Consider the following 18756-nt stretch of genomic DNA (forward strand, 5'->3'; position numbering starts at 1 on the left):
CCGTTAAGGGATGGGATAATGGGGCGTCTCGGTTCACAAGACGCCCTGAAAACGACCGTCAATCGGTCAATATGCCGACCCTGGTGTGCGTTCTGCCAATTGTTCGGGTGTCAGCAAATCCGCGTGATGGACGCGTGCGACATCAGGATGCGACCGGAGGCGACTTTTGAGGTTATTTGCACCTACCTCACGGAAAATCGGATTGAGCGCATCTACAGTTACGCCGCGTTCCTTGGTTTTCAACTCCTCTGGTAAATCGATAACCGGAATGGTCGCATCATATCGAGCGCCAAGGAAAAAAGCGACAGAGAAGCGCTCCACGCCCGCTGGAGGCGCGACGACGCCGTGTACATCCGCCCGCACGAATCCATTCGTGGCAAGTTCAAGCAACTCCCCGGTATTAATGACGAAGGTACCAGGCACGGGAGGCGCATCGATCCACGCGCCGTCTTCGCGCTGAACGCGCAAACCGGGAACGACATCCTGCAGGAGAACGGTAACGAAACCGCCATCCTTATGGGCGCCTACGCCTTGTTCGCTTTCCGCCACATCGCGGCCCGGATAACGAATGATCTTCAAGAGTTGAGACGGATGCGGTTCATAAATCTGGGCGAAAAAATCTTCCGGCTGCCCCAAGGCAGCAGCGATGGCTTTCAGAATATCGATGCCAACGCGGGTCACCTCGGACTGGTAGGCGAGCAGCAATGGTTTGAGTTCAGGCAACGCTTCCGGCCATTGGTTCGGACCGATTAGACGCTTCCATGCCGGACTGTCCGGACCTATTATAGCGGGCTCCGATTCCGTATTGATATCAAGCTGTTCACGCCAATCCTGCTGGCCGCGCGTGCGTTCAAAACCAGCCCGATTGTAACCGCGAAAATGGGGCGACTTCACCATTTCGATCTTCAGCTTTTCTTCCGCAGGAAGTGCGAAGAACTTCTTCGCCGTCGCAACCACGTCTTTGACAAGTTTGGGATCGACCCCGTGCCCGGTAAGATAGAAAAAGCCATGATCATGAAGCGTGTGGCGTAATTCCTCGATGAAATTACCACGCTCTTCGATGCTTCCATTGAAGCGGGACAGATCGAGCAAAGGCAGGTTGATGGGCGTGGTGTGTATGGTCATTGGAACCTCCTGAAAAATTCTTAGCGCGCGCGACGGCTGCGAGCGACACGGTGATTGACAAAACGAGCGGCGTGGTCGCCCGCGATCTGAATGGATTGCACGATTGCAACCAGAATGATGACAACGGCAATCATCACCTCCGGCATGAAGCGTTGATATCCGAACCGAATTCCGAGGTCGCCCAGCCCGCCCCCGCCAACTGTTCCTGCCATCGCCGAGTATCCGACAAGGCTGACAAGAGTAACCGTTTGCCCCGCAATGATACCAGGCAGTGCCTCGGGCAGCAGCACCTTGAAGATGATCTGCATGGGCGTCGCACCCATGCTTTCCGCAGCCTCGATCAAACTTTGGTCCACTTCACGCATCGCCGTTTCCGCTAGTCGCGCGTAGAGGGGCGTGATTGCCACTGTGAGAGGAACGATAGCCGCGTAGGTGCCAACCGTGGTTCCGGCAATCAGGCGCGTCAGGGGAATGATCGCCACCATCAGGATTATGAACGGTGTGGATCGAACGAGATTGACGACAGTGCCCGCAATGCGATTGAAAGCTGGCCTTTCGAGAAACTGGCCGGGGCTGGTCACAATCAGGGCAATGCCGAGCGGCAGGCCGATCAAAGTGGACAGAATAGCAGATGCAGCCACCATAATGGCCGTCTGCCTCAGCGATTCAAGCAAGAGTCCGACGAGCGCCGGCGGCATCAGATCGGACAACATGACCGATAACCTCTCCATGAAGATTGAGGGAAGAAAGATAGCTTCGGATCGCGGCAAGATCGGCCTGACCGCCCTCCGCGACAAGCGTCATGATGCCCAGAGGTTTGCCGCAGATATAGTCTATACGCCCGTGCAGTATGTTCGGATTTATCCCGAAACGCTGCACAAGCGTCGCAACGACAGGCGCATGGGCGGCTTCACCCGAGAATATGATACGCAGAACGGGATTCGACCCGGCAACAGGTTCTGGCAGCAGCCGCTGAGACACTTCCGCCGGTAGATCATGAGCAACGATGCTTGCCAGAAACGACCGGGCGGTAGGGGATTGCGGAAAAGCGAAAACATCGAAAGTGGGGCCACTTTCAACGATCTTACCGCCATCGAGAACCGTCACATAGTCAGCGATCTCGCGCACCACCTCCATTTCATGCGTGATAAGCACAATCGTCAGGCCCAGGCGCCTGTTAATATCTTTCAACAGAGAAAGAATTTGTTCCGTGGTTTCGGGATCAAGCGCTGATGTAGCTTCATCCGACAACAAGACACTGGGCTCCAGAGCCAATGCCCGTGCTATGCCCACACGTTGTTTCTGACCGCCCGACAGTTCCGACGGATAAGCATTGGCCTTTTCCTTGAGCCCCACGAGCTCAAGCAGATCGTTCACGCGAGATTTTATAGCTCTCCGATCAACACCGGCAAGTTCCAACGGTAGAGCTATATTGCCAAAAGCAGTTCGTGAGGAAAGGAGGCTAAAGTGCTGAAATATCATCGACACTTCACGCCTCACCTGCCGGAGTTCTTTTTGCTTAAGCGTTGTGATCTCACGCCCCGAGACAAAGACTTTCCCATCGCTTGGATGCACCAGCCCGTTCAGGCAACGGACCAGCGTACTTTTCCCTGCGCCGGAACGACCAATGATACCGTGAATGGTCCCTCTTTGAATCTGAAGCGAGACATTGTGGATGACCGGACCAGCCTTCTCGTCGTAGGTCTTTGTCAACGAACGTATATCGATGATCGACGGTTCCGGCCTCATAACGGCCGGTGTCGCATTCAACACACTTTCGGTGCGTGCAAGCACGTTCATCTCACCAACCCGCTATGATGTTGCCGCCGAATTTCTTCTCGATGAACGCTTTGACGTCCGGAGATTTATAGGATTCGACCAGAGTCTTGACCCAAGGTGCGTCCTTGTTCTTTTCCGCGACGGCAAGCAGGCAGAAATAGTCGGAGAGTTGATCTTCGATCAGGATCGCATCACGGCTCGGCACCAGTCCGGCACTCAGCGCGAAATGCGAAGTGATGACGGAAAAATCTACGTCTTCCAACGATCGCGGAAGCTGCGCCGTTTCCATCGGAATGATTTTGACCTTCTTCGGATTATCAACAATATCGAGTTCGGTTGCGTTGAAAGTCAGCCCCGGTGTGAGCTTGAGAACGCCCCCCGCCTCGAGAAGTTTCAGGGCGCGGCCCGCATTGCTGGGATCATTGGGGATCGAAATCTGCGCTCCCTCCGGCAGTTCGCCAAGTGATTTATACTTGTGTGAATACCCGGCCATCGGCAGCAGCACCGTACGACCACCGACAGCAACAAGATTGAGACCTCGATCCTTGTTCTGCTGATCGAAATAAGGCGTATGCTGGAAACCATTGGCGTCGAGATCGCCATCATTCGTTGCCGGGTCGATCAGTGCGCCGTCGGAGAACTCCACAATCTCTATTTCCAATCCCTTTGCCTTGGCAACGGGGGCCAGTGCTTCGGCGATTTCAGCATGGGGGCCGGAAGTCACGCCAAAACGGATTTTTTCCGCAAATGCAGGTGACGCGATGAGAACGGAAAAGAGTGCTGCGGAAATAGCCCCGCGCAAGAATGTAACTGAATGCATATTAGTTTCCCTGTGATTGTTTTCCAGGCGCGCTCATGCGGCGCGCCACTTACGTTCGTTGTTCCAGTGCGCTAGCCGCGAAACGGCCTCCCCCAACGTCTCTTCGCGTTTGGCGAAACAGAAACGGACATGGCTGCGCACATCGCGCGCGTCGTAAAAGGATGAGATTGGCACAGGGGTCACACCTGCTTCGAGCGTCAAGCGTCGGCAGAAATCGAGATCGTCGTCTCCGCTATCAAGTCCCCGTATGTCCGCCACAGCAAAATATGTGGCTGGCACGTCGGCGACTTCAAACCCGGCAGATTTCAGCCCTTCGACCAGAAAGTCTCTTCGCGACGCCAGCGCCGCGCGAAGACCGATGAAGTAATTGTCCGGCAAATTTAACCCAACCGCGACTGCCGATTGCAGAGCCGGTGGTGTGGTGAAGGTGACATACTGATGCGCGCGCGCAATTGGCCCCAGAAGCTTCTCGGAAGCGGTCACATAACCGACCTTCCAACCCGTTACGGAAAAGCTCTTTCCGGCCGAACCAATACGCACAACACGGTCACGTATTTTTTCAACGCCCCATAGGGAATGAAACGGCCTTTCATCGAAGATGAGATGCTCGTAAACCTCATCCGAAACGATCAGAAGATCATGTTTGATGGCGAGATCGGCAAGCAATTCTAGTTCGTCGAGATCGAATATTTTGCCTATGGGATTCATCGGCGTGTTGATGACAATCAGCCTCGTCCGTGGAGAGATGGCTTTTGCCAACTCCTTACGCGGTAGTTCCCAAAGAGGTGGTCTCAGCCGCACCGGAACCACTTTTCCTCCTGCGCGGCGAACTAACGTTGCATAGGCATCATAAGCCGGCTCAAACAGAATAACTTCGTCGCCAGTATTCAAATGCGCGAGAAACGTATCGGCTAACGCTTCCGTTGCGCCGGACGTGACCAGAACTTCCTTTTCCCAGTCAACGTCGAGATCCAGAAACCGTCTGGTGTTTTCTGCAATCGCCTGACGGAGAACCGGCAAGCCCATCATGGGTGGGTATTGTTGTGAAGTTTCCCGAAGAGCGAGCGCAGCAGCGTCAAGGAGTTCTGTTGGCTCAAAGCCTTCCGGGAAACCCTGCCCGAGATTAATGGCTCCGCGCTCAACGGAAAGCCGCGACATCGCCTCGAAAATCGACGTTCCCGCCTCACCGAATATCGGACTAACCATCGGCGCTCCCCTTTCGCAATCGAACTTATGGGGAGAAAGATAAAGCCTATAAAATTAGTAGACAAAGCATGGACGTGCCACCCCGGACAGCCGCAGGGAAAGCTTTTTCAAATTTTGCGGAACATGAAACAGATTCAAATTCCCCAGTTGCAGCTGATTTTGAATCACGCCGCCGTTCGGCTGTGTCGATTGCGCCAGAGTTCTTCAGCTTTGCCAAAGAACAGCGCATAGCTTTCATCGTCCGCAGATGCTGCCGTCATCATCCCCATTGCGGCCGTGGCGACGATTGTATTTTCTGCTCGTTTGTCCACGGCCGCACCGGACCAGACGCCATACCAGTATTCAAATGAACTGAAGTTCGAATGCTTGCCTCCACTTTCCCTGGAGAGGGTGGGAAGCAACAGGTCCGTTTCACGACCGTCCACAAGCCTGTGGATGGTATGGGCTCTGTGCGGAACCAGCTCCGCAACATCGCGGCTGGTCGAAACAACTGAGATCGAAGACCAGCCAAGAAGCGCACCTGCGTCTCGATGCAATTTGCGATATGTAGGTTGCGTAACCCCAAGGAACGACGCCTTGAGGTTCATCGGGTTAAGCAGATGAACGACGCTGTTCATCGACGAACGCGATTCGAACAAAGGATAAAGCGCCATCAGAGCATGTATCTGGGGGGCGAAGCCTACCATCGGCATGAAGCAGATGCGGTGTGCTCTCAATGCATCTTTGGCCAGAGAGTGCGATGTCGCTATCGGGAGATTGATAGCTTCTGCAGCGATCTCAAGCTTGCCCGATATCTCACCGGTACCGCAGTTTCCGTGCAGGACAACCGGATAACCAGCTCGAGCGACCAGCAATGCCGATAGCATAAACCACGGCGATTGCGTGGAATTCGGCGATAGGTAGGCCGGCCAATCCAGTGCAGGTATATTCAATCCCGCGTCGATCGAATAAATTCGCCTCGCTGCCCGCGCCATGCCCGCCAGTTCCGGGGCAGTTTCTCCGCGATAGTGAATGAGCCTAAGTAGGGCGCTGATCTGCATCGGATCGGCATTCCCTGTGAAAATCGTCGTGAATGCATCTTCCGCTTCGGACATTTCCAGCGGACGCGTGTGACCCGCTTTTCGCCCGACCACTGCGATATATTTCGCAAGTCTCCTGACCGGATCATTTTCGCCCTGGATATCCGCGAACTGTGCCGCAAGCTGTTCGGGCGTCGGGTGGTTTTCAAGCTCAACGACCTTACGAATACCGAGCGGTGGCGGCGCTACAATGGCGCTTCGGTTCCAGCCGTGATGTCCGCTGCAATTGGAGTTCGGCACGTCAGCAAGATCCAAACTCAATAGCGTTTCAGCTTCGTTCGCAAGGCGCCGCAGACGCGCACGCAACGTTTCGGCTTTCGGCGTTGCCACCATGTTACGTCCCGAACGGACCAGAATAGGATCGTTGAACTTCTCACGAATCTGGCTGAGCAGACGGCTCATGGCCGCGATGCTCAACCCCATCTGCTTCGCAGCGCCGCCGACACTACCCTCCACAAGAAGTGCATCAAGAGCGATCAGCAGACGTAATTGCCCCAAGCGAAGGCTTTCGTTCTCGCCTTTCTTCGTTTGCTGCTGCATTTTCGCCTGTTTGCCCGACATCGCCTTGGTGCCCGTTCATTTGCGGTTTTTGAAATTTAGAATGCTTATAAAACATGATGATTGACGTCACCTTATCGCCATACATAAGGAGACTATAAAACTCAACTTTAAACGGTGACGAAAATGACGAGCTTGTTTCGGGGATTGTGGGCCGACGGTACACAAAACAGGCGTATGGCTGGCAAATCGCTGGTGTACCGGGCGATCCTTGCTGGCACCTGTCTTTCCACAGCGCTGCTTTTGAGCGAAACGGTTGCGAACGCGCAAACCGCTACCAAGGCCACAGAAGAAGCAACTTCCGAGTCAGGCACCAAGAAAAACGCAGCGGACGCAGCCATTGAGACGGGTGCCGACGGAGCCGTCAAGCTCAATCAGATCGTTGTCACGGCGACGGGGTTCGAACAGAACATCACCGACGCTCCAGCAAGTATCACTGTGGTTCCCGGCGAAGAGTTGGAAAAGGGTGCCTATCGCGATCTGACGGACGCCTTGAAAGATGTGCAAGGGGTGGCTGTGACCGGCCCCGCCGCCGAAAAGGATATTTTCATTCGCGGTCTTCCGGGCTCCTACACGCTGCTTCTGGTCGACGGCAAGCGACAGAGTACCCGGGATGCCCGCACCAATGGCAACTCTGGCTTCGAACAAAGCTTCCTGCCGCCTGCAAATGCCATCGAACGGATCGAAGTCATTCGCGGCCCGATGTCTTCGCTCTACGGATCGGACGCCATGGGCGGCGTTATCAACGTGATCACGAAAAAAGTGTCGGACACGTGGAGTGGCTCTTTCTCCGTCGACGGCACGGTTCAGCAACACTCCAAATTCGGAAATTCGTTGCAGGGTTCCTATTATATGACCGGCCCACTGGTTCCCAATCTTGTGGGCGTTCAGGTCTGGGGGCGCGGCCTCAAGCGGCAAGAAGACAATATCGTCAGCGGCACACCTGAACAGAAAGATATCGACATCACCGGGCGTGTCACGATCACGCCGAGTGAAGATCATGACATCATGCTCGAACTGGGCAAGACGCGCCTTCGCCGCGACTCCACTGTCGGCAATACGGCAGCGTCAGGTTCGGATTCCTACAATTACAATGATCGCGATCATTGGTCTATCAGCCATACCGGCCGTTGGGGCCCGACAACGTCGGAATTCTCGTTCCAGCAGGAATGGGCCGAACGTACCAATTTCAACTGGGACAACAAGACCAAGAGCTATGTCGAAAATCTGCGTTCTCCGCACATCCGCAATTCGGTGCTCGATGGCAAGTTTACAACGCCGTTTGAATTCTACGGAAATCATACACTGGTAACCGGTGGACAATTCATGCAATCGGTGCTCACCGATCAGAATCCAGGACGCCGCACCGGTTTGGACGAAGAGTTCAGCGTTCGCCAGTGGGCGCTCTTTGCGGAAGACGAATGGTGGATCACGCCGGACTTTGCGCTGACAGGCGGCCTGCGCATGGACGACCATGAGATTTATGGATCGCATTTCAGTCCGCGCGGCTATGCCGTCTGGCACGCAACCGAACAGTTGACGTTCAAAGGCGGCGTCTCCACCGGCTTCCGTGCACCTGAACTGCGCACCATCGCTCCAGGATATGCTTATACGACGGGCGGTGCGGGATGCTCATACGGTCCGAACGGTACCTGCGGCGTGATCATCGGTGATCCAGACCTGCAGCCTGAAAAGAGCACGAGCTATGAAGCAAGTGTTCTCTGGGACAATCAGTCTGGTCTTCGTCTGAGCGCGACGTATTTCTACACGGACTTCAAGGACAAGATCAGCAATGCATTGATCACGGATGCGAACGGTAATCCTGTTCGCTGGAGCGAAGATCCCAACTACCGTCTCTGGTACAGCTTCAACATCGATGAAGCCGTCATGCAGGGTGTGGAACTCACCTTCAACTGGGAAGCAACCGACACGATCACCTTACGCGGTAACTATACCTACACCGATTCCGAACAGCAGACGGGAGATTACAAGGGATTGCCCCTGGCACGCACGCCGAAGCACATGGCGAGCCTGCGTGCGGACTGGATCACGCCGGTTGAAGGCTTGAGTGCATGGGCCGCCGGCAACTACCACGGCGAAGAAACCAATGCTGGCGCGCGTATCGGAACAGCCGGCGAACCGGTTTACAGAAACGGCAAGGTGGTCGCCCGTAAATACAAGCCCTATGCGACCTTCGATATCGGCGGGTCTTATGACTTCAGCGAGAACGTCACTTTGAACGCTGCCGCTTACAACATCTTCGACAAGAAGGTGGACGTGGATGACTTCAATTCAGTCGTCGATGGACGTCGTCTCTGGGTCGGAATGACCTCCCGCTTCTAGGATTGCAAGCCAAGACGCCCGCCCCAACGGCTGGCGCCTTCCACTGAAGGGATGCTCCTATGAGCGTAATGACGATTATCATAAAATGGGTGTGCCTGATAATGACAGGGATACTTACCGCCTCCACCGTGCAAGCTGCCGAGCCTGTCACTTCGTCGTTTGACATGGAGGCCAATGGCGTTGCCTATCGTATATTCACTGCTGCTCCCAAAGGTGCGGCACCCGAAGGCGGTTACCCGGTTATATACATGATTGACGGCAATCGCATGTTGCCGATTGCAGCGAGCCGCATGGCGGAAAACCCGGCATTGAAAGCTGTATTTGTCGGCATCGGCTACCCCACCGACAATCAGGAAGAAATTGTCCGGCTGAGATATTTCGACCTCACCCCTCCCACACCCGATGATCTGATCCCGGTTCACTTCAATGTGCCGAAGACAGGAGGACGAGACGCTTTCTTCGACTTCATCGACAATCAGGTGAAACCTGAGATCGAAAAGCGTTTCAACATCGACAAAGACCGGCAGGCTTTGTTCGGACACTCTCTCGGCGGATTGTTCACACTATACGCCCTGTTCAACCACACGGACTCCTTCCAGAGCTATAGCGCGGCAGACCCGTCAATCTGGTGGAATAATCGCTCAATTCTGAAAAATAAAGATCAGTTCATCACGAGCTTCAAGGGTGCCCGTCGCCCCATCCGTTTGCTTATTGAAACCTCCGGCAAACGCGGTTCTCGGTCTGGTCAAACGAAGAAGGATGAAGATCGGCTGAAGAAACTGCGCGGCGGACCTTCTGGCTCAGATATCTTCAAAGAGCTTTCCAGACTGCCGCAAATGGATGCAGCCTTTCGTCGTTTTGATGGTGAGAGCCATGGTTCGATGATTCCGCTAACGGTTGAAGACAGCCTCAATTTCATCCTGCTCGGGCAAGTTCCCCTCGACAAAAATAACTGAATTTTATCTCTCGGTCTTTGACGGAGAAGATACTTGACTATAAAGCACAGGATTGATGAAAGGATCGAACACCATGCTGAACATCGCTCAACAGGTTACCCGCTTGTGTGGTGCCGCCATCGTGGCGCTGGGCGTTGCCACAACTGCAAATGCTGAAAATCTGACCGTCAAGCATGCCCAGGGTGAAACAGCGGTTCCAGCCTCACCGGCAAAGGTAGTAGTTTTCGATCTTGGAACCCTCGATAATCTTGATCGCCTCGGCGTCAATGTGACCGGCGTTCCCAGCGGCATATCGTTTCCTGAATATATGAAGAAATATCAGGGCGATGAATACGTAAAGATCGGCACATTGTTCGAGCCCGATTATGAGGCCGTTAACGCAGCGGAACCCGATCTCATCATCGTGGGAGGTCGTTCAGCCGCAAAGTACGGTGAACTCTCAAAGATCGCACCAACCATCGATCTGACGACCAACGCTAAAAACTTCATCGCCGACACTGAAGCCAATGTCGAAAAGCTCGGCCAGATTTTCGGTAAGGAAGCAGAAGCGAAGGCGGAAGTCGAGAAGCTTGATGCTGCGCTTGCTGCCCTGAAGGAAAAGGCCGCCAATAAGGGCGCTGGGCTTCTTATCCTCACTTCCGGCGGCAAAATCAGCGCCTATGGTCCTGGTTCGCGTTTCGGTGTCCTCCACGACAGCTTCGGCGTCAAGCCTGCAGCACCAGACCTTTCCATCGGTAATCATGGACAACCTGCCAGCTCGGAATTCATCCTTGAAACCAATCCAGACTGGCTGTTCGTCATCGACCGTGATGCCGCCATTGGCCGTGAGGGTAATTCGGCCAAACAGGTTCTCGACAATGAACTCGTCCGCCAGACCAATGCCTGGAAGAAGGATCAAGTTGTCTATCTGAACGCTCAGAACTGGTATCTCGTCGGCGGCGGCCTTGGTGCGCTTCATGGCACGGTCGATCAGCTTTCCCAGGCTTTCGACAAGTCAAAGTAACCACTTTCCGAACCCATTCCGATCGGGTCACCAGTCGGTGACCCGAAATTGTGACCAGGCAAAAGAACAGGAAATGAGTGTGAAGGGACTAGCAGCGGCCATAATCGTTGTTGCAGTACTGGCTGTCATCAGCCTGTTTATCGGCGTCAGCGATGTATCCCTGGCTACACTCTTCGGCACAGGAAGCACGGACCGGGCCACCGAAGTTCTGCTGATCAGCCGTATCCCGCGTACTATGGCAATCATTCTCGCGGGCATGTCCATGGCCGTTTCGGGCATGATCATGCAAATGCTGATGCGGAACCGTTTCGTTGAACCGTCAACAGCCGGCACGGTGGAATCCGCCAGCCTTGGCATCCTCTTGGTCATACTGTTTGCACCCGAAACACCGGTTATCGGCAAAATGCTGGTTGCATCCGTCACAGCACTTGCCGGAACGGCCCTCTTTCTTCGTATTCTCCGTACAATTCCCCTGCGTTCCGTTCTTGTCGTGCCTTTGGTTGGCATCATGCTTGGGGGCGTGGTCAACGCGATTACGACTTTCATCGCCTACCGCTTCGATCTCCTGCAATCGCTCAACTCCTGGACGACCGGCGATTTTTCCGGTGTCCTTCGTGGACGCTACGAGTTGCTGTGGTTTGCATTCGCCCTGACCATAATCGCTTATATCGCCGCCGACCGTTTCACAGTCGCGGGACTAGGCGAGGATTTCACCACCAATCTCGGCCTCAATTACCGCCGCGTGGTGGCACTCGGCCTTATCATTGTTTCCATGGTCAGCGCATCGGTCGTTGTGACCGTTGGCATGATACCTTTCCTGGGGCTGATCGTTCCCAATGTTGTCAGCATGTTCATTGGTGACAATATGCGGCGTGCTGTGCCATGGGTGGCGGTGCTCGGCGCCGGGCTTGTTCTTGCCTGCGACATCGCTGGACGGCTGGTCCGCTTCCCTTACGAAATCCCTATCGGCACGATGATGGGTGTCGTTGGAAGCGTCATTTTTCTCTATCTTTTGTTGCGGCGAGGTTCACGCCTTGCTTAAACGCCCTGCCCTGATCCTCTCGCTGCTCTGCGTGCTTACGCTGCTTGCAGTGGCGGCATTCATGACAATCGGAGCAAAGGGAAGCTGGACTTTCATCCTGTCCTTCCGCGGCACCAAGCTTGCCGCCATGGTACTGGTCGCATACTCGATCGCGGTTTCAACGGTATTGTTCCAAACCGTCACGAACAATCGTATCCTGACCCCTTCGATCATGGGCTTCGATGCACTCTACATACTGATCCAAACCGTGGTGGTCTTCTTCTTCGGCGCGGTTCAAATCGAATGGATCGGCCCAAACATCCGTTTTCTTGCAGAAACCTCTATCATGGTGGTTTTCGCCGGGACGCTCTATTACTGGCTCTTCTCCGGTGCAACGCGCAGCCTGCATCTCGTTATGCTCGTCGGTATTGTCTGCGGTGTGTTTTTCCGCAGCATTTCCAACCTCATGCAGCGGATGCTTGATCCAAACCTTTTCGCTATTCTGCAAGACCGGTTTTTCGCCAGCTTCAATACTATCAACAGCGACATTCTGATTATGTCGACTGTCATCGTCGTTGCAGTTTCACTCTACGGTCTGCGCTTTATCCACGTCTTCGATGTCCTGTCTCTCGGACGCGACCCTGCAATCAATCTGGGCGTTGATCATCGGCGTGTTGTGCGCAAGGTCCTGTTCATGGTCACGGTGCTGGTTTCCGTTTCCACCGCACTGGTGGGGCCCATTACCTTCTTCGGTCTGCTGGTGGCCAATCTGGCCTACATGATTACCGGTTCGGCAAAGCACCGTTTCATCTTGCCGGTAGCCGCCTTGCTTGCAGTCTTCTGCGTCGTCAGCGGACAGACCATTCTTGAACGTGTCTTCTCGTTCAATTCCGCACTCAGCATCATCATCGAGTTTCTGGGCGGCCTTGTCTTCATCATCCTTCTCGTCAGGGGACACGCACGTTGATAGAAATCAGCCAAGTCAGCAAATCCTACAACGGCACGCTCGTGGTCGATGATGTGACCCTGAGATTGCCGGCTCGCGGCATAACCTCAATCATTGGCCCGAATGGTGCGGGAAAATCCACGCTGCTCTCGATGGTAAGTCGCCTCCTGCCAATGGACAAAGGCCGGGTGACCGTAGATGGGCTGGATGTTTCGACGACATCGGGTGAGGTGCTAGCCAAACGCCTGTCGATCCTGCGGCAGGAGAACGCCATCAACTCCCGCCTGACCGTGCGTGATCTCGTAACTTTCGGCCGTTATCCCTATTCCAAAGGCCGTCCAACGAACGAGGATCGCAAACACGTCGAACAGGCCATCCGTTATCTCGGCCTTGACGATTTGAGCGAACGCTTTCTGGATGAGCTTTCCGGCGGACAGCGCCAGCGTGCCTTTGTAGCAATGGTTCTCTGCCAGGACACGGATTATGTACTGCTGGATGAACCGCTCAACAATCTTGATATGAAGCATTCCGCTTCAATGATGAAGCTGCTGCGCCGGGCTGCCGACGAACTTGGAAAAACTGTCGTTCTGGTCCTTCACGACATCAATTTCGCGTCGTGTTATTCCGACCATATAGTCGCCATGCGCCACGGCAAGGTAGCCCATCAGGGAAGCCCGGACGAACTCATTCATCCGGAAATCCTCAAAGACATTTACGAGATGGAGATTGCCGTCGAAATCATCGGCAGCAAGCGCATCGGCGTCTATTATCTTTAAGCAACCGCATCCGAGGGAAACAGTGCTTGCAAGGCATCATAAGACGCCAGCACGGTTTCCATTTGCGCGGTATGCCCCCTAACGAACGCATCACCATAGATCGTTTCGTCCGGATATTCTGTAATGAGCGTCAGCGGCACGGTATGTCGGTCATCAACGCCGACGAGGCACGGAAACCCGTTGATGATGCGGAAACCCGTTTCGCCGGCATGTTGCTCGAAAAGCCTGATCTGGGCGTTGTTGTAGGCGACCAGCCCGTCAATGGCGGCCAGATGCCTGGTCACGCGGTCGATCAGTTCCTCTGCTTGCCTCTCCCATGAGGCATGATGGCGGATGATCAGGAAAAAACCCTTGGGCAGCGTCCACATGGCGAAGGAACGCGGCACATAGCCGGATAGCGGACGCGTCCATTCATGCGACGGATAGCCATGCAGGTTGACGTGCAGTTTCGCGCCCGTCCGCTTTTCCGCCTCGACACGAATCGCCTTTTCATAAAGCCCCTCGCCGCTGCGATATTCCAGATCGTCACCGAGCGCCGTATAGCGTGCGGCATGATGCATGTGATGCGGCTGCAATGCGCAAAGCCGCTTGTGTATCTCGTAACCGTCCGGGTTTTCCTGTGGGGAGATCGTGAAATGCACGCCTTCGCGCGCTGCAAGCCGGTGGGCAGCCCGTAACGCCCCGACGACACCCGTCGTTTCATTGGCATGCTGACCGGCGCTGATCATCATAGCGGCATCGCTGCCCTTGCGATAAGTCGCGCGCACCGTTCTGCCTGAACGGGTCTTCGCCTCGAACGGCTCACCGCCCAGACGGGTGATTTCACGGCGGATCTGATCGGCGGAAAGCGGCGCTTGCGCCGTCTCCAGAACCTGTTCTGCCGTTAGTGCATCATCGGTTGAAAGCGGGCGTGTCTCCACTTTGACCGACGGCTCGGCATCGCGAAAGCGGACTTCCGGTACGATCTGGCCCGGCTGCAATCCACGATCGCCGACCGGGCGACCGGACTTTTTTTGGAAGACTTCGAGCAGCGAGAAATAAACGTCCTCGTGCATGGCTTCGGTGAGGCTCAGCCTTTCCTCATCATAAGGCAGACGACGGTCGGTGATCGGCAGGCTGACTGCGATGTTCAGTTCATCGAAATAGGGTTCGCCACGCTTCCAGTCATGGGCTGCGATGGTCAAGACCGTGTCATGAAACAGCTTCTCATAGGATGTTTCATAGCGCGCGCTTTCAGTCTTGCCGTCCTGCGTGACGGATAGCCAGCCGGTCGGAGACACCAGCGTTTCGCCGATGAATTCCACATGCACGCGGTTCGGGGCGAAAACGCGGTGGCTCTTGCTATGGCCATCAGCAACGACCAGATCGATTTCATAATGAAAATCGTCTTTGCCCGAAGCTGCAAAAGTCACTTCCACCTCCGGCAGCAGCGCCGACAAGGGATAAGTTTCGAGCAGGAAACGGTTCTGTACGCAGGCGTCATGACGCGGATAACGGATCGCCGCCGATTTCAGCGCCGAGCCGTCCACTTCTTCCAGAAAGAAATGCAGCAATGGCTTATAAGCCGAACGCAGCCGTGCTTCGACGCCTGCCTCGCGCAGCTTCGTTTCCGCGGCGAAGCGGCTCGGCTGGTCATCGAACAGCCAAGCTTCCACCTTCGCGCCGCGCATTTCCGGTTTCAGAAATTGATCGACAAGCGCATGAACGGTACGCGGATAGGTTTTCTCAAAAAGCACGCTCATCGGGAAGTCCTACCGGTTGGGTCAAGGCTGTCGCGCAGCCAGTCGCCAAGAAGATTGAGGCCAAGCACGGTGAAGAGAATGGCGAGCCCAGGGAAAATGCTCACCCACCATGCGGTCTGGAGATAGGTGCGCCCATCGGCGAGCATGCCGCCCCAGCTTGGAATGGTCGGATCAACACCGAGACCGAGGAAGGTAAGGCTCGATTCCAGCAAAATATTATTGGCCACATTGAGCGTCATCAGCACGATCACCGGACCGAGCAGGTTCGGCAGCAGATGCTGGAAGATGATGCGCCAGTCCTTCACGCCAATCGCGCGGGCCGACAGGATAAACTCGCGCTCGCGTAGCGACAGCACCGAGCCGCGCACCAGTCGCGCGTATTGTACGCACTGAGAGACGATCAGCAGGATGATGGTGTTGAACAGCCCGCCGCCCAGAATGGCCATCACGGTGATGGCAAGCAGAATGAACGGCATGGCAAGCTGCACATCGACAAAGCGCATCAGCGCCATGTCCCAAAAGCCGCGGTAATAGCCGGCAACGAGGCCCATGATGGTGCCGATGACTACAGAGCCGATCACCGAAACGAAACCGACAAACAGCGAAATCTTGCCGCCGGTGACAACACGCGCCAGCACGTCGCGCCCCAGCGGATCGGTGCCGAAAACATGGGCCGGATTGACGAAAGGCGGCGTCAGGCGCGCCAGAAGATCAATCTTGTTGGCACCGCCCGGAAACAGATAGCCGGAGAAAATCACCGCCAGACAAATGCAGCCGGTCAACACGACGCCGACGATGAATTCGAGGCTCGCAAAACGCGAAAACAGAACGGATGAGGTCTTGGTTGCCATGAGTCCTACTCCGTGCGGATACGCGGATCGACAAGGCCATAGGCTATGTCCACGAGAAGATTGACGCCGATGATCAGCATGGAAAGGATCGCGATGGTTGCCTGCAAGACAGGATAATCGCGCCCGGCCACCGCGTCGAAGGCGAGCGTACCCATGCCCGGCCAGTTGAACACACGTTCTACCACGACAATGCCGCCGAGGAGTCCACCAAACTGTAGGCCGAGATAGGTGATCAGCGGAATGGCGCAATTGCGCAGCGCATGCTTGTAGAGAACCTTGTTCTCACTCAGCCCCTTGGCGCGCGCCACCATGATATATTGCGATTGCAATGTTTCCAGCATCGCCGTGCGTACAAGACGGACATTCGTTGCAGTCAGGATGATGCCCATGGTGAGTGCTGGCATGATGAAGCTCGCAATGCCACTCATGCCGCTTGGCGGCAGCCATTGCAGCGAGATGCCGAACAGCAGCACCAGCATGGTCGCCAGCCAGAAATTCGGGAACGATAGGCCCACAAGCGAGCAGATACGAATGAGCTGGTCGGCCCATTTTCCGCGCGACACGGCAGCCTTGATGCCAAGCGGCACGGAAATCACGATGGAAACGAACAGCGAGGCAAAGGCCAGCATCAGCGTGGCGGGCAGAGCGCCAGCAACGAGCGTGGAAACCGGCGTTCCACCGAGAAAACTGCGCCCCAGATCCATTGTGAACAGTCCTTTGAGGAACTGCCAGTATTGAACGAAGAACGGCTGGTTGAGACCGAGACCTTCACGGATGCGCGCCAGATCGGCTTCGGTGATGCTGCCCGCGCCTTGCGTCAGCATCAATGCCGGATCGCCTGTCAGGCGGACCGCGAAAGCGACAAGCAGCGTCATCGCGACAAGCACGAACAACGCCTGCAAAATTCGTTTGATCAGAAATCCGGCCACCAGCGCGCCTCCGAAATGCTGCGGCAAGCCGGGTTTGACCGGCTTGCCCTATTGTCATTCTTGCTTACTCGACAGTCACATCCGTCAGACGCAGACGGCTATCGGGAACCGGCACGAAGTTCTTCACGCGCTTGTTGACGCCGAAGATAGCCTTGAGATTGTAGAGCGGCATTTCCAGCGCACGGTCGGCGGCGTAATGCGCGATTTCCTGCAAGAGCTTCTCGCGCTCGCCGCGATCAAGAACCGAACGCTGCGCTTCCAGCATCTTATCGAGCTTTTCGTCCTTGTCGTAAGGGTTCCACTTTTCACCTGAGTGATACATGGAATAAGCGGTGTTATCGTAGTCGAAGGTCCAGCCACCCCATGACTGCTGGAACATCGCGCCGGTCTTGCCCTGTGGGATGATGTCGTTCAGCAGAACATTGGTGTCGTAAGGCTTGATGGTGGCGTTGACGCCGACCATTTGCAGGAAGCTTGCAATAGCCTGCGCCACTTCATTGAAGCTTGCATCCTGACCGCGCACGTCGATCTGCACCGTTGCGCCGGGCTGAACGCCCGCTTCTTCGAGCAACTTCTTCGCGCCTTCCGGATCGTAAGGCAGTGGCTTCATGTTCGGGTCGAAACCGAAGGACAGCGCCCCCTGGAAACTTGCAATCGCTTCCGCCTGCCCGGCCAGAATGGACTGGATGATCGCATCGCGGTCAACCGCCATGATCAGCGCCTTGCGCACGCGCTCATCCTTGGTGATACCGTCAGCCGTGTTGAAGCGCAGGGCATAAACCGTCGGCCCCGAAGCGGTAACAAGCTCCAGCTTCGGATCGCCCTGAATGGTCGGGATCATGCCAATCGGAATAGTTGGCGGAATGACCAGATCGACGCGCCCGGCCTGAAGTTCGGCAACGGCGGTCGAAGGCTCGGTGATGAAGCGATATTCGAGTTCGGAAAGCTTTGGCGCGCCGCCCCAGTGGTCGGCAAAAGCCTCAAGCTTTATGTTGACCTTCGGCTCATAGGACACGAATTTGAACGGTCCGGTGCCGACCGGGTGCATGTTGAAATAATCGTCGCCCTTTTCCTGAATATATTTCGGCGGAACGATCATGCCGCCATAACCGGCAAGCTTGGTGATCAAAACCGGGTCCGGTGCCTTCAGATGGAAATCGACGGTCTTGTCGTCGATGACTTCCACCTTCTGGATGGCGATATAGTTCGAACGCTGCGGACCTTTCGCGCCCTCGTCACCGAGCAGGCGATCAAAGGTGAATTTCACGGCTTCTGCATTGAATGGTTCGCCGTTTTGGAACTTGACGTTCTCACGCAGATGGAAGCGAATGCGCTTGCCTTCGTCCAGCTCTTCCCACGAGGTCGCGAGCGCCGGAACGATCTTGAGGTCCGGTCCGCGATAGACGAGACCGTCGAAAATATTGGTGGCAACAGAAGCCCAGTTGACGAGGAAAGTGTCGATCGGATCCCAGCTGCCTGGGTCCTGTGGCGACGAAATGGTCAGCTTTCCGGCAGCAAAAGCCGGAGCAGATGCAAACACTGCCGCCGAAAGAGCGGAAGCCATGAGAACGGCTTTAAGTGTCTTCCTTATCATTGTTTTTCCCCTTTGGGTTTCTGTTGAA

At 55.4% G+C, this 18756-nt stretch carries 16 protein-coding genes; 6 read left to right on the plus strand and 10 right to left on the minus strand.

All coding sequences use genetic code 11. The features are described from left to right. Positions 1-66 precede the first annotated feature (66 nt). From J9800_RS02690 to J9800_RS02715, 6 genes are all read right to left on the minus strand, one after another. Positions 67-1125 (minus strand): isopenicillin N synthase family dioxygenase, encoded by a 1059-nt coding sequence (locus J9800_RS02690; RefSeq protein WP_114214806.1) that lies wholly within the window; start codon positions 1123-1125, stop codon positions 67-69. 20 nt (positions 1126-1145) lie between these two features. After that, positions 1146-1838: a methionine ABC transporter permease gene (locus tag J9800_RS02695; RefSeq protein ID WP_114214805.1), complete on the minus strand. Its 693-nt coding sequence runs from the start codon at positions 1836-1838 to the stop codon at positions 1146-1148. Next, positions 1792-2925, minus strand: a complete 1134-nt coding sequence (locus J9800_RS02700; RefSeq protein ID WP_114214804.1) for a methionine ABC transporter ATP-binding protein — start codon at positions 2923-2925, stop codon at positions 1792-1794. Before J9800_RS02700 ends, J9800_RS02695 begins: the two co-directional genes overlap by 47 nt. Before the next feature lies 1 nt (position 2926). After that, positions 2927-3724 carry a MetQ/NlpA family ABC transporter substrate-binding protein gene (locus tag J9800_RS02705; protein ID WP_114214803.1) on the minus strand — a complete coding sequence of 266 codons (798 nt, stop codon included), beginning with the start codon at positions 3722-3724 and terminating at the stop codon, positions 2927-2929. A 33-nt stretch (positions 3725-3757) separates the two neighbouring features. Further along, complete coding sequence (locus J9800_RS02710; RefSeq protein WP_114214802.1) at positions 3758-4930, minus strand: aminotransferase; 1173 nt, start codon at positions 4928-4930, stop codon at positions 3758-3760. Positions 4931-5094: 164 nt separating this feature from the next. Next, on the minus strand, positions 5095-6570 hold the full coding sequence (locus tag J9800_RS02715) for a glycosyl transferase family protein (RefSeq protein ID WP_112587405.1): 1476 nt from the start codon (positions 6568-6570) through the stop codon (positions 5095-5097). 123 nt (positions 6571-6693) lie between these two features. Between J9800_RS02715 and J9800_RS02720 the strand changes: the two genes are divergently transcribed. The 6 genes from J9800_RS02720 to J9800_RS02745 all read left to right on the plus strand — a co-directional run bounded on the left by J9800_RS02720 (position 6694) and on the right by J9800_RS02745 (position 13612). Next, entirely contained in the window at positions 6694-8910 is a 2217-nt protein-coding gene (locus J9800_RS02720) for a TonB-dependent receptor domain-containing protein (protein WP_502696698.1), read from the plus strand. 59 nt (positions 8911-8969) lie between these two features. After that, positions 8970-9866 carry an alpha/beta hydrolase gene (locus J9800_RS02725; RefSeq protein ID WP_114214799.1) on the plus strand — a complete coding sequence of 299 codons (897 nt, stop codon included), beginning with the start codon at positions 8970-8972 and terminating at the stop codon, positions 9864-9866. Between the two features lie 55 nt (positions 9867-9921). Beyond that, positions 9922-10869: a siderophore ABC transporter substrate-binding protein gene (locus J9800_RS02730; RefSeq protein ID WP_114214798.1), complete on the plus strand. Its 948-nt coding sequence runs from the start codon at positions 9922-9924 to the stop codon at positions 10867-10869. 79 nt (positions 10870-10948) lie between these two features. Then, positions 10949-11911, plus strand: a complete 963-nt coding sequence (locus tag J9800_RS02735) for an ABC transporter permease (protein ID WP_114214797.1) — start codon at positions 10949-10951, stop codon at positions 11909-11911. Beyond that, positions 11904-12857 (plus strand): iron chelate uptake ABC transporter family permease subunit, encoded by a 954-nt coding sequence (locus J9800_RS02740; protein ID WP_114214796.1) that lies wholly within the window; start codon positions 11904-11906, stop codon positions 12855-12857. The genes J9800_RS02735 and J9800_RS02740 overlap by 8 nt, the downstream gene beginning before the upstream one ends. Continuing rightward, a complete protein-coding gene (locus J9800_RS02745) occupies positions 12854-13612 on the plus strand; it encodes an iron ABC transporter ATP-binding protein (RefSeq protein WP_112587394.1) in 759 nt (252 codons plus the stop codon). The genes J9800_RS02740 and J9800_RS02745 overlap by 4 nt, the downstream gene beginning before the upstream one ends. Here the strand turns inward: J9800_RS02745 and J9800_RS02750 are convergent. From J9800_RS02750 to J9800_RS02765, 4 genes are all read right to left on the minus strand, one after another. Beyond that, entirely contained in the window at positions 13609-15354 is a 1746-nt protein-coding gene (locus J9800_RS02750) for a M14 family metallopeptidase (RefSeq protein WP_114214795.1), read from the minus strand. The two genes, J9800_RS02745 and J9800_RS02750, sit on opposite strands and share 4 nt — an antisense overlap. Continuing rightward, positions 15351-16205, minus strand: coding sequence for an ABC transporter permease (locus J9800_RS02755; protein WP_114214794.1), 855 nt, complete (start codon positions 16203-16205; stop codon positions 15351-15353). Before J9800_RS02755 ends, J9800_RS02750 begins: the two co-directional genes overlap by 4 nt. A 5-nt stretch (positions 16206-16210) precedes the next feature. After that, positions 16211-17134, minus strand: coding sequence for an ABC transporter permease (locus J9800_RS02760; RefSeq protein ID WP_071632246.1), 924 nt, complete (start codon positions 17132-17134; stop codon positions 16211-16213). 64 nt (positions 17135-17198) lie between these two features. After that, positions 17199-18728, minus strand: coding sequence for an ABC transporter substrate-binding protein (locus tag J9800_RS02765; RefSeq protein ID WP_114214793.1), 1530 nt, complete (start codon positions 18726-18728; stop codon positions 17199-17201). Positions 18729-18756 lie beyond the last annotated feature (28 nt).

The sequence above is a fragment of the Ochrobactrum sp. AP1BH01-1 genome (genome assembly GCF_018066705.1).
Classification (GTDB): Bacteria; Pseudomonadota; Alphaproteobacteria; order Rhizobiales; family Rhizobiaceae; genus Brucella.

Bases quoted from the DNA above. Each gene is read 5' to 3' on its own strand.
- J9800_RS02720 (WP_502696698.1), top strand. From the start codon at position 6,694: ATGACGAGCTTGTTTCGGGGATTGTGGGCCGACGGTACACAAAACAGG.
- J9800_RS02730 (WP_114214798.1), top strand. From the start codon at position 9,922: ATGAAAGGATCGAACACCATGCTGAACATCGCTCAACAGGTTACCCGC.
- J9800_RS02755 (WP_114214794.1), bottom strand. From the start codon at position 16,205: ATGGCAACCAAGACCTCATCCGTTCTGTTTTCGCGTTTTGCGAGCCTC.
- J9800_RS02710 (WP_114214802.1), bottom strand. From the start codon at position 4,930: ATGGTTAGTCCGATATTCGGTGAGGCGGGAACGTCGATTTTCGAGGCG.
- J9800_RS02715 (WP_112587405.1), bottom strand. From the start codon at position 6,570: ATGTCGGGCAAACAGGCGAAAATGCAGCAGCAAACGAAGAAAGGCGAG.
- J9800_RS02705 (WP_114214803.1), bottom strand. From the start codon at position 3,724: ATGCATTCAGTTACATTCTTGCGCGGGGCTATTTCCGCAGCACTCTTT.
- J9800_RS02750 (WP_114214795.1), bottom strand. From the start codon at position 15,354: ATGAGCGTGCTTTTTGAGAAAACCTATCCGCGTACCGTTCATGCGCTT.
- J9800_RS02725 (WP_114214799.1), top strand. From the start codon at position 8,970: ATGAGCGTAATGACGATTATCATAAAATGGGTGTGCCTGATAATGACA.
- J9800_RS02695 (WP_114214805.1), bottom strand. From the start codon at position 1,838: ATGTTGTCCGATCTGATGCCGCCGGCGCTCGTCGGACTCTTGCTTGAA.
- J9800_RS02700 (WP_114214804.1), bottom strand. From the start codon at position 2,925: ATGAACGTGCTTGCACGCACCGAAAGTGTGTTGAATGCGACACCGGCC.
- J9800_RS02765 (WP_114214793.1), bottom strand. From the start codon at position 18,728: ATGATAAGGAAGACACTTAAAGCCGTTCTCATGGCTTCCGCTCTTTCG.
- J9800_RS02690 (WP_114214806.1), bottom strand. From the start codon at position 1,125: ATGACCATACACACCACGCCCATCAACCTGCCTTTGCTCGATCTGTCC.